The organism is Rothia uropygialis (genome assembly GCF_004137765.1).
Taxonomy (GTDB): Bacteria; Actinomycetota; Actinomycetes; order Actinomycetales; family Micrococcaceae; genus Rothia.
In genome coordinates this window covers 117661-131609 of the sequence record NZ_NOIS01000003.1, presented here as the reverse complement: position 1 = coordinate 131609, position 13949 = coordinate 117661, and the positions used below count along the sequence as shown (strand labels likewise).

The following is a 13949-nucleotide window of genomic DNA, read 5'->3' as shown; positions in this document are numbered from 1 at the left end:
GTATTGGAGAGACAAGTAGGTATGGGCGAGAAGAACCCAGTGTTGATCGATGGAACCGCGTCGGAAAAGAGTTCGGGGCTGGTTGAGGCGTTTGTGCGTACTGTTCGCCGCCGTTGGTACTTTCTGGTGATCGGTGTGGTCGTCGGTGCGTTGATCGGCGTCGGCGTTTCGGCCCTCCAACCGCGCGTGTACGCGGCCGACGCTACGGGGATTGTCACAACCGACAACAACAACAGTATTGCTCTGGCCTCGACCACGGACACCCTTGCCAAGTCGAAGGCGACCCAGTACAAGAGTCTCGCGACCTCACGCGGTGTGGCCGAGGACGCCATCCGGTCCACCGGATTCGACCTCACGCCGCAGCAGGCGCTCGGCATGGTTTCGGTCGCCGTCCCGCTGGACACGGCGCAGATCCAGGTCACGGTTCGGTCCCAGGACCCTGACAGCGCTCGGGAACTCGCAGATGCGTGGATCGAGGCCCTGTCCACGAACGTCGAACGGGTCGAGACCGGGGGCAACTCGGCCGCACCCAAGGATTCTTCCGATTCTGAGGAATCGGAAGAATCAGAGGCCGATCCGGCCAATTCAGTGCTCAAATTCATCGAATACGTGCAGGCCGAGACGCCGACCTCGCCTGTCTCCCCGAACGTGAAGTTGAACGCCGCGCTGGGTGCGTTGGTTCTGCTTGTTGTGGTTCTGTTTCTGCTCCTGTTGCAGGCTTTCCGGGACCGGAGTATCCGTTCGGTCGAGATTCTTCGAGAGGTCATGGGCAATTCCCCCTTGCTGGGCACCGTGCCGTTGTCCGATTCGCTGAGCGAATCGCGATTGATCCCACCTGAGTCTTTGGGCGCCCAAGCGCATCGGCGTGACTTCAGCGTGGTGGAGTCTTTCAAAGAGATCCGGACCAATCTGCAATTCATGAATCCGGACCGGCCTCCCCGGCGGTTCGTGGTGACCTCCTGCCTTCCCGAGGACGGGAAGTCCACCGTGGCGGACAACCTCGCTATTGCCCTCGCCCAGGGCGGGGACCCGGTCTACCTCGTGGATGCCGATCTGCGGCGTCCCACGGTTGCCAAGAGGTTCGGTCTGATCACGGATGTCGGGCTGACCGACGTCATCATCGGCCGGGCCGAGATGGACGACGTCATCCAGGAAGTACACACGTATCCGAACCTGTTCGTCCTGGCGGCGGGGCACATTCCGCCGAATCCCTCGGAGATCCTCGCTTCGGAACGCTTCTCAACCATGATCGATCGGCTGGCCGAGAAGGGCACGGTCATCATGGATGCTCCGCCGTTGCTCCCGGTCAGCGACTCGGCAATCATTGCCACCAAATTCGACGGAGCCCTGGTTGTCGTCGAGGCCGGCGGTACCACGCGCGATCAGCTCGGAAAGTCGTTGCAGAACCTCGAACAGATCAACGCACAGTTGTTGGGCACGGTGCTGAACAAGGTGCCCACGCGGGGCAGCGAGGCCGGCTACTACAGCTACTACGGAAAGAACTACTACTACGAGGCCGAGAACGAGTCCTCGCGGAGTGGGAAGCGTTCGCGGAAGAAGGGTTCAGGTCGGAAGACTGGAAAGGCAAAGAGCGGCGTCTGACGTCGTCCAGGCACCGATCATGTCCGAATCCGAATCAGCTCGCGGGCCCTCGAAGGGGCGAGCCCCCGAGAACACCCCAGTGCAGAATCCGACCTCCATGGGGTCGGGGCTCTTCTATTCTCTGCTGAGTAACCTCTTGGCGCCCGTCGCCGGCCTGGCCATTGCCCCCATTCTCTCCCACGGGCTCGGCGAGGCCGGACGCGGGGCACTCGGCGGAGTGACCTCCATCGTGCTGGTTGCGTCTTCCGCGGGAGCATTCGGTATGCCGGAGGCCCTGACCTTTTTTGCGGCGCGGTACTTCCGACGACGGCGTTCGGTGCTCCGTCTGGCCCTCTGGACATTGCTGTCTCTCGGGGCGCTCTGCGCCCTCGCGGTGTGGGGGCTGAGCCCGTTCCTTTCGAGCGGTCACGGGGAGGAGTATCGGACACTCCTTCTGCTCACGGCCGTGGCGCTGGTCCCGAACATGCTGATTCTCATCCCGAGGGCATACGCCGCCGCGACCGGCCAGTGGAAGTACCAGGCCTTGGAACAAGGGTTGTTCTCGGTGCTCCGGCTGGTCGCGCTCGTGGTCCTGTTGCGGACAGGCCATTTGACGGTGCTCAACGCCGTGCTCGTGACACTGGCGTCTCCCGTGCTCGGGGCTCTCGCCTACGTTCCCGTACTCTGGAGGCTTCGGACCGACGGCAGGGGGGTACCGGAACGGGAAGAACCTCAGTCGGCCGGGGAGATGTGGTCCTACGGGTCGAAGATTTGGTTCGGTTCACTGTCCGGCATCATCCTGAGCCGGATCGACCAGACGCTCATGATCAAGTTGACCACCCTGGAGCAGCAGGGACTGTACGCCGTTGCCGTGACCATCGGGGAGGTCCCGTCTGTGCTCTCCAACGCGTTCCGCAACGTGGTTTTTGCCGCAGATTCCGCGGATACGGGGGACGGTGCCGCCTCGGAGTATGCCGATCGACGCCTGACCACGATGGCGCGGATTACCTTGATTCTGACGGTCCTGACCGCTTTGCCGATCGCTGCGACGTCGTTCCTCTGGGTGGGGCCGGTCTTCGGGGCGGAGTTCTCCGCGTCGATCCCGATGCTTCTGGTGCTTCTTGCCGCTGCCGTCGTGGGAGCCCCTGGATCGGTCGCGGGCGCAGGGCTCTCGGGCCGAGGAAGACCGGATCTCCGGAGCCGATCCATGGCCATCGGAGCCGCATTCAACCTTGCCGTCCTCTTGGGGCTGACACCTGTGCTGGGCGGCATGGGGGCCGCGCTGTCCACCCTCGTGGGGAGCGCGGTGGCCGGCAATCTGAATATCTATTACCTCCGCCGCCACTTCGGGTTCAGTCTCCGGGCGTTCTACGCGCTCTCGAGCGATGACGCAGCCATGCTGACGAAGGCCGCGGGAAAAATCCTTCGGAAAACAGGAGTCTCACGATGACAGAAACGCCTTTGGACCTGCAGGTCTCTCGGCCGTTGCGCATTCCGTGGAAGGCGGCGGCCATGGCGAGGCTTCGGTTGATCAACAGGTTCTCCTCTGGCTCCGCCCTGGGAGAGGCACCTGTCGCCGTCAACATCACCTCGTACGGTCACCGCCTCTCGACGGTGTGGCTCGCGATCGAGTCCATCGCCCAGGGCCGGGTGAAACCGCAACGCATGATTCTGTGGGTCGACGACGAGACCTTCGACGTCGAGAACTATCCTCAGCTTCTTCGCCTGCAACATCGCGGTCTCGAGATTCTCACGTGTGAGAACTTCGGTCCGTTCAAGAAGTTCTATCCGTATATTCGGATGACGGAGGGCCGTGAACTCGCCCTGGTCACGGCCGACGACGACCTGATGTATCCCTCCGGCTGGTTAGAACGCATGAGTTCCGCTCATCAACGGCATCCCCACGACCTGATCGCTGTGCGATGCCACCAGTGGACACTTGCCAAAGGGGGGACCGAGGTGGCTCCGTACTCGGAATGGGGTGCCGCCGAAGCTCCCAGCCTCAGCCACGCCAACTTCGTGACAGGCGGCAGCGGAGCCGTCTTCCCCGGGAAGCTCCAGGAACGCATCCTGCGGGATGGCACTGACTTCACGAAGACCTGCCCGCGCGCTGACGACATCTGGATCAATGTCGAAGCGATCCGAACAGGTATCAAAGCGAGATTCGTCTCCCCTGAGGGCCTGACCTATGTTTCCATTCCTGGCCTTCAGCAGAAGTCCTCGCTGCATCAAAGCAATGTCGCCGAGAACGGGAACGATGCGCAGATCCGGGCCACGCTGACCGGTGAGGACATTCGAATTCTTGCCGCAGAGGCACCCGTGATCGACTGATCTTCGTCCGAGGAGAAAAAATCGACAATGGTCCAGTGCCAGTCAGCGACGGATGCTTCGGTCTCCGGGGCCGGGCAGATGACGTCGAGGCGTTCCCTGTTTCGGGCCTTGGGCCTGGGGTCGGCCTCGCTCATGACGGCGGGATGCAGCCAGGAACCACTGAAAAGGATCGAGTCGCCTCGCCCCTTGATACGCAGTGGTCCCCCGACGGGAAATGCCCGGCATCGCTCCTCCCGTGAGGAGTGGGTGCACCTCGGAGACTCCTTCATCAACCTTTCCAAAATGGTTCCGGCATGTGCGGAGCTCACGGGCTACGAGCACATGGACGCAAGCATGATTGGAGACACCTCGTTGATCGCGGCGATCAGGACGGGGTGCGAGCCTCTGAGGGCACGGGTCGACGGCGGTCGGATTCCCGCGAAGGGCAGCGTTGAGCTGCTCGACTTCGATCCGCCGGCCTATCGGATGCACGAGGGCGTAGAGCACCTTGTCGAAATCTGTGGAATCCGGGGAGAGATGATTCGGCCAAGGGGATCGAAGAGGACATGGTTCCGACGACCCTGGTCCGGCGAAGGACTCGATGTCGCCGAAACCGTCGACATCACAGTGGACCCGCGCCATGAGCAGTCCATTGGAACCAAAGGGTTCCACCGGAATTACTCGGTCGTCTTCGCTCTCGGACGCAATGACATGGATATCGGCGGATCCGTCGATGAGTTGGTGAAGAACATACGAACCATGATCGAGAAGCACCCGGCGAAGCAACCGAGGTACGTGGTGACCGAGATCCCCGCGTGGCAGGACGAGGAGATCGGCGCTCCGAAGCGCCAGGAGCTCGATGCATGGAATGAAAGGCTCAAACAGGAATTCGGGGATGCGTTCATTGAGCCCTTCCGGTGGCTGATCGAACACCGGGAGAAGTCATTCGCCGTGGCGGATCGGAGGATGACCGGCAAGGACCGGACCGCCGAGGACAACGGCGTCATTCCTGCCTCCCTGACCCTGGACGTCCGTGGTCATCTCAGCATTCCTGGAGGAAAAGCGTATGCCGCGGGCGTGTTCGAAGAATTCAAACGCCTGCACCTGGTGTGATGCGGGGTTTCATCTCCGCCAATTTCTCAGATGAAGAGGAAGGACAGCTAACAATGAAGGAAGAGCGGTCGCTGCGTGGATATCCCAAACAGGGCAAGGGAAATCCACGGGAAGATCTCATCTTTGCCGCGACCGGAAAGAATGCGGAGCCAACCTGGATCGAGGCACGGAAGCCGGACGGACATCCGTCTGCAAACGCATATGAGAAGTTCGGTTTCGACCCCGAAGGGCCTGGTGACAGCCTCCTGGCGGTGACCGATGGTGTGCGGAGAGTGGACCTTCTCGATTCCTCGGGGTCGCTCTCGCCCCGGCTCCTCCGGTATTCGTCCAAGCACAACGGTGGTCTCATTCCGGCGGCCGCTGGCGGAGTCAAATCCGACGCCGTACTCGAGCGCAATCCGAACATGGGCATGGCATGGGAACCGAAGAGCGGTACCGACGACACAGAAGCGTTGAATCGCCTGGTAGTCTCCGTCTCCGAGAACGGCGGAGGCACGGTGGTCCTCCCTCCCGGCGCGACGCTGGGGAGCGTGACCCTTGCTCCCGGCGTCTCGCTGGCGGGATCCGGTCAGAGAATTACCAAATTCGTTCTTCCCAATGCCGCGAACAGACCCATCATTGCCGTGACCCCATCCGCCTCCGGGCGCAAGAACTATCGCAGTGAAATTCGCGATGTGACGTTGGAGGGAAACCGTTTCAACCAAACGGTGTGGTCCAAGGGGCGGGAATGGGCCCGAAACTCCCTGGGTCACGCCAGCGCCATGCCTCATGGAATTTGGATTGCACGGTCGGAGCCCAAGCCCGACCAGGACGACGAAGGTCTCGATCTCTACAACCTGGTCGTCAACGTGAGAATCAACGATGTCTACGGTACGGCGGTCTTTGGGCTGGGCGGGAACGGAGGAACCGTCTTCCACAATGTGGTGGCCATTCGGCCCGGCGTCGGATTCATTTCTCCGCCTGATTGTTCCTGGTCCGATTGCACCGTGGGGCAAGCGGAATTCGCCGGGGTCCGTTCACTGCACGGATCCGTGAACTATTCGAACCTCAAGACCTGGATGTCCGGAACAGCGGTTCTCAATCACCCGGCGCCGGACGGCAATGCGTATCGACGGAGGTGGGCCAATGGTTGGGAGTTCCACGGGAATGGAGCCGACGTCACCGTTTCGTCGTCTTCTTCCCAGAATCATTCGGGGCACGGTCTGTGGATTTCCCCGGGAACGGAAGGAGCGAATATCCAGATGTCCGTGGACGCGAACAACCTCGTTCCGCCGTGGGCCATGCGGGCCGACGATGACCTGGAGCCGTGGTTGACCAACGAAGAGAACCAAGCCCTTCAAGTCTATGGTGATGACGGGCGGACTCGGGTCAGCAACCCAGTAAGAGCTACAACACCCGCCGGGCACGTCGGTGCCTTCGTCGAAGGGTCGAGGAATGTTCTGAACCTTTCGTCGACCACGGCCGCGCAACAGGCTCCTGGGTCGTTCTACGGATGGCAGAAGCATGCCCTTGCCTTCGGCCCTGAGGCGCGGGAAAACATGATCACGGTGTCCCACCGCTCACTGACCAATGAGCGCCCCTCTGGCGAAGTCATCAGAGGCGGTGCCACCGGCCGGAACTATGTTCTCGGCAACGGACGGATTCTCGATCAGGTCTCGGACTAGGAGAAAATTCATGACCACGATGATTCGGACTCAATCGAAAATCACGAATAACCTGGCCGAGTACCTTCTGCCGGATCTCGGAGTGCCCGTTGCTGCGCGCTGGGTCGCATCCACCGTCAACCCTGAGGATCCCAGCCGGATTCCCGATGCCATGGGTCTGAGCCGCACGGCCGCCGTCCGGACCACGCCCGCGGACGTGCGAGTCGTCGAGAGCGCGGACGGCAACGGATTGCAGATCACCAAGGGGTCCTATCAATCAGGGCAATTTGTCTTCCGGCACTCGCGGGCCGCGGCTTTCACGATGATCGGCGTCTTTTCCTGCACGGGGCAGACGGGACCCATCGCGGACTTCGGACCGTGCCGGATACAGAGGACAGGGACCTACTCTCTGCAACGTGACAAGGATCTGATCCATGTCGAATCGCGCGACCGGAATGTGGTTCTCATCGCCAGTTTCGACGGAGCGAACAGCCATCTGACGGTCAACACCAAGCGTGCGTTCGGGGACCTGTCGGCCGGCAACAAGCCGGATTTCGAGTCCATGTTCGGTGCAGCCTACGGGACGATCACGTGGTACGAATTCGCCATCCTCGACCTCGCGGTCTCACCCGAGCAGGCGGACGAGCTCGTGAACGTGATGCGCGGAATCTACCCGAATCTCCTGGGGCGATAGCCGCACATCGTGTGTCGGTCTGCCCGCCGCGGGTACCTCGGCGAAGCCCCGGAAAAGCGTGCGGTGCCTACCTTGGCTCCGGTCGCGCGGGGGATCCTGTGCCAGGATATGGAACATGGAAAAGACCTCTGACCGGAATGATCGCCCGACGATCCGCGATGTGGCGGCCGAAGCGGGAGTCTCCAAGTCCTTGGTTTCCTTGGCATTCCAAGACGCTTCACGCGTGGGTCCGGAGCGGCTCAAGAGGATTCATGCCGCCGCCGAGAACCTCGGATACCGCCCGAATTTTTTGGCTCGCACACTCGCGACGGAGGGGTCTCCTTTTGTCGGGATCCTGGTCGTCGACCTGGAGAACCCCGTCCTGACCGAAATTGCCGAGGCCGCGAGGGTGGCTTTGCACGAGCACGGCCAATACGGCTTGGTGGCCAGCGCGACCGCTGCCGGTGCAGCGTACCGGGGGGACAGGTACGGGGAGATCAACGAACAGGTTCTCGATATGTTTCGTGACCTCCGTCCGCGTGGCCTCGTCATTGTGGGAACATCCGTCGAAGATGCCCGCCTTCCGGTCGGGATGCCGGTGGTTTTTGCCAGTGCCACGGCAGTGCACGGGTCGGACCACCCTTCCGTCCGAGCGGACGACGAAGCGGGTATCCGTTTGGTCATGGATCACTTGATCGAACAGGGACACCGGGACATCGGTTTTGTCGGAGGTGAGGGAGGCGGGGTCTCGAGGGGGCGCCACGCCGCGTATCTGAGGTTCGTTCGCGAGTGCGGACTGCCCGAGCGGGCCATGAAGGCGGCCTTCTCGGAAGAGGAGGGTTTCGAGGCCGCGACTGCGATGTTGACTTCTGACTCCCGCCCGACGGCGATCGTAGCGGTCAGCGATCTGGTGGCTCTGGGTGTGCAGTCCGCCGCCGACCACATGGGACTGCGGGTTCCGGAAGATCTTGCCATCACAGGATTCGACAACACCTCGATTGCGGCAATGTCCCGTATCTCGTTGACCTCGGTCGATCCCAGAAATCGAGACATCGGGCGCCTGGCGGCGGATACGGTTGCGGAATCGGTAGCGCAGCCCGGCCACCACGGCGAAAGCGTAACTCTGATGCCGGAATTGGTGGTCCGTCGGTCCACGACGGGGTAAGCCCCGGGGATTCGGAAATTCACGTCTTGACCTGTGGGTTGGGTCACCCTAAAGTGTGTTGGACCGGTCCATATCCACCTCGACTCGATAGACAAGGGTGATGTGGAATCCAATTTTGGACCGGTCCAAAAGCTGCAATGACGTATCCGCGCGACGTCGTCGTCAACCGAAAGGCACACACCATGGTCAGCAAGGAACTCCTGATCGGAGGCATCTGGGAGAAAGCGAGTAACGGTTCCGCTCCTCGGGAAGTGACGTCGCCTTTCGACGGGCGAATCGTCGGGCAGGTGGCCTCTGCCGGTTCCGGCGACGTCGAAAAGGCCATCCGTGCGGCGGAACACGGCGCCGCGAAATGGCGTCGGACCCCGGCATACGAGCGCTCGGACATTCTCCTCAAAGCCGCTGACCTGGCGGACCAGCGCTCCGAGGAGATCGGCCGCGTACTGAGTGCAGAAAACGGAAAGACGCTGGGCGAGGCCATCGGCGAAGCCAAGCGCTCCGGGGACATTATCCGTCTTGCCGCATTCGAAGGTACGCAGCTTTACGGTCAGTCCCTGCCACTGGACGCCAACCGAGGCACCGGCCTGGAGAAGCTCGGATTCACCATCCGGCAGCCAGTGGGAGTGGTCGCCGCGATCAGTCCCTTCAACTACCCGGCTCTCCTGGTCAACCACAAGATCGCCCCCGCTCTGGCTGCGGGCAACGCCGTCATCCTCAAGCCCGCCGGGGCCACCCCGTTGACCGCGCTCGCGCTCGCGGAGTGTTTCGTGGATGCGGGTCTGCCCGAAGGTGTCCTGTCGGTTCTCACCGGGTCGGGTAAGACCATCGGCGACGCGCTCACCTCGGACCCCAGGGTCCGGAAGATCAGTTTCACCGGGTCCACAGCGGTTGGGCAGCACATAGCTGCTACGGCCGGCGTGAAAAAGCTATCCCTCGAACTAGGGTCCTCCGCGCCCGTGGTCGTTCTGCCGGATGCCGACATCGAGCTCGCGGCCAGCGCCGTTGCGGCGGGCGGCTACATCAACGCGGGCCAGGTATGTATTTCGGTTCAACGAGTCGTCGCACATCGCGATGTCGCAACCGATTTCCTGGATGCCCTCAAGGCCAAGGTTGCAGAGCATCGCACCGGCGACCCATCGGACGGCACGACAACCGTGGGCACGCTCATCAACGAGCAAGAGGCCCAGCGTGTGGAACAGGCTTTCCGCCTAGCCGTCGACGAAGGCGCGACTTTGGCTCAGGGTGGCGAGCGGGATGGTGCGATCGTGCAACCGACGATCCTCTCCAACGTCGACCCGCGGTCCTCAATTGCTCAGCAAGAACTCTTCGGTCCCGGTGTGGCCGTCTCCGTGGCCCAGGACGTCGGCGAAGCACTGGATCTGGCGAATTCGACCGATTACGGCCTCGCAGCCGGTGTGTTCACCCGTGACAACAACAATGCGGTCCGTGCCGCGCGTGAGATTGACGCAGGCGTCGTGCACATCAACTGGACACCCTTGTGGCGTGCGGACCTCATGCCGTACGGAGGGCTGAAGGCTTCCGGCGTCGGCAAGGAAGGTCCTCGGGCCGCCGTAGCCGAGATGACCGAAGAAAAGGCCGTGGTCCTGCACGGCCAGCCCTGGGACCAGTAACCCGGGCCCGCCCAACTGTCAGACCACCCGTTGAATGCAAGGAAGCATCATGACTCATCAGGACCCGACGATCCGACTCACCGTCGCTCAAGCCATCGTCAAATTCATCAGTAATCAGTATTCGATCATGGACGGCGAACGGCGCCGTTTCATCCCGGCCGCCGGAGGGATCTTCGGACACGGGAACGTGTCTGGTTTCAGCCAGGCATTCTCCCAGTACGCGGACTCGATCCCGTTCATCCAGGGACGCAATGAGCAGTCCCTCGGCCACATCGGCTCGGGCCTCGCCAAAGCAACCCAGCGGCGCCAGACCCTCGCTGTGACGGCCTCGATCGGGCCCGGGGCCATGAACCTAGTGACGGCCTCAGCCTTGGCGACCGTCAACCGGTTGCCCTTGTTGCTTCTGCCAGGGGATACCTACGCGACGAGGCGCCAGGGCCCGGTCTTGCAGCAACTCGAGGACCCCAGTGACCCAGGCCTGACCGTCAATGACGCATTCCGGCCCGTGTCCCGCTTCTTCGACCGGATCAGTCGACCCGAGCAGCTCATTACCTCCCTGCCACAAGCCTTCAGGGTCCTCGCTAACCCGGTCGAGACCGGGGCCGTCGTGCTCTCGGTCTCGCAGGATCTGCAGTCCATGGCGTACGACTACCCCGTCGAGCTCTTCCGCGAGCGGGACTGGCCGATTCGTCGCACAGCACCCCAGGAGGAAGAGATCCAGGCGATCGCCGAGGCGATCCGCGGTGCAGAAAAACCCCTGATCGTTGCCGGTGGCGGGATCCACTATTCGTTGGCCCAGGAAAAGTTGCAGCAGCTCGGGGAGGCGACCGGCATCCCCGTTGCCGAAACCTTCGGCGGCAAGGGCGCCGTTCAGCACGATGCAGACTGGTTCCTCGGCGGACTCGGCCTGGAGGGAAACCCGGCCACCAACCGGCTCGTGGCCCAGGCCGACCTGGTCCTGTCGATCGGTACCCGCCTGACCGATTTCTCCACGGGATCCCAGACCATGTTCAAGAACCCCGATGTGCGGTTCGCCGCAATCAACATTGCAGAAATCGACGCCATTAAACAGGGCGGGATCGCAGCCGTCTCCGACGCTCGACGAGGCATCGAAGAATTGTTGTCCGAACTCAGCGGTTACGGTGTATCCCAGGACTGGTCCGAAGAGATCCGCAGTCAGAAGGACGAGTGGCGTCCGCAGCGCGCCGCAGCGTTGGACCCTGACACTCTGTTCGACAAGAACGCACCCGAACACGCCGACCTCAATATCCCGGACACGGATGCCGTGCTGACCCAGGGTCAGCTGATCGGCTTGATGCAGGAGCACTCCCAGAGCGGCGACGTCGTGATCGCGGCGGCAGGCGGCCCTCCCGGTGACCTCCTCAAGGTCTGGGACGCGACCGAAGGGCGCCATGCGCATCTCGAATTCGGCTTCTCGTGCATGGGGTACGAGATTCCTGCCGGCATCGGGGTACGTCTGGCGAATCCTGATGAAGAAAAGCGCGTCTCGGTGTTCATCGGGGACGGGACTTTCCTCATGAACCCGACGGAGATCCTCACCGCGGCCCAAGAAGGTCTCAAGGTGACCTACGTGGTTTCGGAAAACCACGGTTTCCAGGTGATCCGCCGTCTTCAGATGATGAAGTTCGGCGAACAATTCGGAAACGACTTCCGGTACCGCGGCCACGACGATCAGGGGCGGCTCTCGGGCGATTACCTTCAGGTGGGGCTCGAGAGCATCGGGGAAGGGCTCGGTGCCAAGGTGATTCGAGCGACCTCTGCTCAGGAAGTTCGCACCGCTTTGGACGACACCAGAAGCCATGAGGGCCCAGTCATGATCGTTGTCCCCACCATTCCCCTGGTGGATCTGCCCGGATCGGAAGTTTTCTGGGACGTGGCTCCGGCTGAAGTCAGTGAGCAGGAGTGGGTCCCGCCCTTGCGGGCGGACTACGAAGAGGGGCTGCGGGATCAGAGGTGGCATGTATGAGCTCGACTCCATTGGACCAGGGAAAGCTGGCTCGACGCATCCGCTCGGGCGAGCTGACGCATGGTGCCTTTTGTGGCATAGGACATCCCGCGGCGGCGGAAATCATGGCAGCTGCCGGCCTGGACTGGGTTCTGCTGGACCTCGAACACGGGGGATCCGACGAGTCCCACATCGGTCAGGTCGTCGCTTCCACGGGCGGCTACGGTACGGCGACTCTGGTGCGCGTCGAATCCTTGGAGCGCATTCGCATTGGTCGGGCGCTGGACGCAGGTGCCGCAGGGATCATGCTGCCCCGAATCAACGATGCCATCCAGGTTGAGGAGACGTTGCGCTATTTCCGGTACCCTCCTCAGGGTATGCGCGGAGTGGCCACGTACAACCGTTCCGTTCGGTGGGGTCTTGACACGGGTGCGCTGGATACCGCGAACCGCGAAGCCCTGTGCATCGTCCAGATCGAAACCCTTGGCGCGCTCAACGAAGTGGAAGAGATTGCCGCCCTGGACGGAGTCGATGTCCTGTTCATCGGGCCGCTGGACCTCTCCTACGCTTTGGGAACCCCGCGCAATTTCGAATCGGAGGAATTCAAGGACGCCGTGGACCGTGTTCTCGGCGCCGCACGGAATGCCGGGATCTCGGCAGGAATTCTCAGTGCCAATGCCGACCTCGCGGAAAAGCGGGCCGCGCAGGGTTTCACGTTCCTGCCGGTCGGGTCGGACTCGACCCTCTTGGCAAATGCGGCTCGCGACGTCGCCGCTCGGTTGGGAGGGGCTCGCCATGACTGAATCCACACAGCGGAATCGCCACGTCGTCATAGGATTGGGCCCGGTGCCGCCCGAGGAGGTCGAGACAGTCCTCGGGGCCGACGTGGATTTTGTCGCCGATCCGGGTCCGCAGGACCTTGCCGTCGCGGAGGGCGCGATAGTCCGCGCCGCGGTGACGGTCGGTGAAGCGGAGCTCGCGCGCATGCCCGAGCTCAAGGTCATCGCCCGAACGGGAGTGGGGGTCGACGACGTCGACGTTCCCGCTGCCGGGAGGCGCGGTATCCCGGTTGCCATAACCCCGGGAACCAATACCAATGCCGTAGCCGAAGGGGCTTTCGCCCACATCCTGCACTTGGTCAAGTCTTTGGACCCACTGACCCGGTTGGTGCGCGAAGGCCGTTGGTCCGAGCGAGCCGGAGTTCCGGTGGGTGATCTCGAAGGCGCGACCCTGGGCATCGTGGGCTATGGACGTATCGGTCGACGTGTGGCGCATATCGCTCAGGCCTTCGGAATGGAGATCCTGGCCTACGATCCCGTGGCCACGGTTGATTCGGAGATTCGTGCGGAAACCGTGGGAGAACTCCTCAAGGGTTCCGACGTCGTTTCTCTCCACCTGCCGTTGGTCGAGCAAACCAGGAACCTCATCGACCGAGATGCCTTGAACATCATGCGACCCGGGGCGGTTCTGATCAACGTCAGTCGCGGCGGGATTGTGGACGAGGACGCGCTCCTGGAAGCCCTGGAAGAAGGACGTATCGCCGGAGCCGGCCTGGATGCCTTCGACCCTGAGCCGGCCCAGGACCACCCTCTGTACCAGCATCCCAAGACGGTCCTGACTCCGCATGTGATGGGACTGAGCAAGAATGCGGCTAGCGCGACCTTCCACGATGCGGCCTTGGCGGTCCGTGCCGTTCTGGACGGTGGTCAACCCGCTGCCACGGCGTAGGCCTGAGAAGAGCGGTATCCAGCCGCGGGGAAGCCGCTTTCCCATAATTTGTATTGACATTAGAACAATCTGAAAAATAAGCTGAATCGATATGGACCGGTCCAATACTCCGGTCGGGCGATCTCAATGAGGAGAAATC

11 protein-coding genes are annotated in these 13949 nt (G+C 62.3%); all 11 read left to right on the top strand.

Going from position 1 to position 13949, the window contains the following annotated elements; genetic code table 11:
• Positions 1-21 precede the first annotated feature (21 nt).
• The 11 genes from EWV35_RS07385 to EWV35_RS07335 all read left to right on the top strand — a co-directional run bounded on the left by EWV35_RS07385 (position 22) and on the right by EWV35_RS07335 (position 13810).
• Positions 22-1602: a polysaccharide biosynthesis tyrosine autokinase gene (locus EWV35_RS07385; protein ID WP_129659982.1), complete on the top strand. Its 1581-nt coding sequence runs from the start codon at positions 22-24 to the stop codon at positions 1600-1602.
• 19 nt (positions 1603-1621) lie between these two features.
• Complete coding sequence (locus tag EWV35_RS07380; protein ID WP_129659979.1) at positions 1622-3031, top strand: lipopolysaccharide biosynthesis protein; 1410 nt, start codon at positions 1622-1624, stop codon at positions 3029-3031.
• Positions 3028-3912, top strand: coding sequence for a glycosyltransferase family A protein (locus EWV35_RS07375; RefSeq protein ID WP_129659976.1), 885 nt, complete (start codon positions 3028-3030; stop codon positions 3910-3912). Before EWV35_RS07380 ends, EWV35_RS07375 begins: the two co-directional genes overlap by 4 nt.
• Positions 3913-3939: 27 nt before the next feature.
• A complete protein-coding gene (locus EWV35_RS07370; protein WP_129659973.1) occupies positions 3940-5004 on the top strand; it encodes an SGNH/GDSL hydrolase family protein in 1065 nt (354 codons plus the stop codon).
• Positions 5005-5057: 53 nt separating this feature from the next.
• Complete coding sequence (locus tag EWV35_RS07365; protein WP_129659970.1) at positions 5058-6668, top strand: hypothetical protein; 1611 nt, start codon at positions 5058-5060, stop codon at positions 6666-6668.
• Between the two features lie 10 nt (positions 6669-6678).
• On the top strand, positions 6679-7341 hold the full coding sequence (locus EWV35_RS07360) for a hypothetical protein (protein ID WP_129659968.1): 663 nt from the start codon (positions 6679-6681) through the stop codon (positions 7339-7341).
• Between the two features lie 115 nt (positions 7342-7456).
• The gene (locus EWV35_RS07355; RefSeq protein WP_129659965.1) at positions 7457-8485 is read left to right on the top strand and encodes a LacI family DNA-binding transcriptional regulator; all 1029 of its coding nucleotides are present in this window, start codon (positions 7457-7459) and stop codon (positions 8483-8485) included.
• A gap of 137 nt (positions 8486-8622) precedes the next feature.
• Positions 8623-10116 carry an aldehyde dehydrogenase family protein gene (locus EWV35_RS07350; protein WP_238654265.1) on the top strand — a complete coding sequence of 498 codons (1494 nt, stop codon included), beginning with the start codon at positions 8623-8625 and terminating at the stop codon, positions 10114-10116.
• A gap of 49 nt (positions 10117-10165) precedes the next feature.
• Positions 10166-12103, top strand: a complete 1938-nt coding sequence (gene iolD, locus EWV35_RS07345) for a 3D-(3,5/4)-trihydroxycyclohexane-1,2-dione acylhydrolase (decyclizing) (protein ID WP_129659962.1) — start codon at positions 10166-10168, stop codon at positions 12101-12103.
• Positions 12100-12885, top strand: coding sequence for an HpcH/HpaI aldolase family protein (locus EWV35_RS07340; RefSeq protein WP_129659959.1), 786 nt, complete (start codon positions 12100-12102; stop codon positions 12883-12885). The genes iolD and EWV35_RS07340 overlap by 4 nt, the downstream gene beginning before the upstream one ends.
• Positions 12878-13810: a hydroxyacid dehydrogenase gene (locus EWV35_RS07335; protein ID WP_129659956.1), complete on the top strand. Its 933-nt coding sequence runs from the start codon at positions 12878-12880 to the stop codon at positions 13808-13810. Before EWV35_RS07340 ends, EWV35_RS07335 begins: the two co-directional genes overlap by 8 nt.
• Positions 13811-13949 lie beyond the last annotated feature (139 nt).

Coding starts and splice junctions, on each gene's coding strand:
- EWV35_RS07385 (WP_129659982.1), top strand. CDS start 22: ATGGGCGAGAAGAACCCAGTGTTGATCGATGGAACCGCGTCGGAAAAG.
- EWV35_RS07380 (WP_129659979.1), top strand. CDS start 1,622: ATGTCCGAATCCGAATCAGCTCGCGGGCCCTCGAAGGGGCGAGCCCCC.
- EWV35_RS07340 (WP_129659959.1), top strand. CDS start 12,100: ATGAGCTCGACTCCATTGGACCAGGGAAAGCTGGCTCGACGCATCCGC.
- EWV35_RS07375 (WP_129659976.1), top strand. CDS start 3,028: ATGACAGAAACGCCTTTGGACCTGCAGGTCTCTCGGCCGTTGCGCATT.
- EWV35_RS07335 (WP_129659956.1), top strand. CDS start 12,878: ATGACTGAATCCACACAGCGGAATCGCCACGTCGTCATAGGATTGGGC.
- EWV35_RS07355 (WP_129659965.1), top strand. CDS start 7,457: ATGGAAAAGACCTCTGACCGGAATGATCGCCCGACGATCCGCGATGTG.
- EWV35_RS07370 (WP_129659973.1), top strand. CDS start 3,940: ATGGTCCAGTGCCAGTCAGCGACGGATGCTTCGGTCTCCGGGGCCGGG.
- EWV35_RS07365 (WP_129659970.1), top strand. CDS start 5,058: ATGAAGGAAGAGCGGTCGCTGCGTGGATATCCCAAACAGGGCAAGGGA.
- EWV35_RS07360 (WP_129659968.1), top strand. CDS start 6,679: ATGACCACGATGATTCGGACTCAATCGAAAATCACGAATAACCTGGCC.
- iolD (WP_129659962.1), top strand. CDS start 10,166: ATGACTCATCAGGACCCGACGATCCGACTCACCGTCGCTCAAGCCATC.
- EWV35_RS07350 (WP_238654265.1), top strand. CDS start 8,623: ATGACGTATCCGCGCGACGTCGTCGTCAACCGAAAGGCACACACCATG.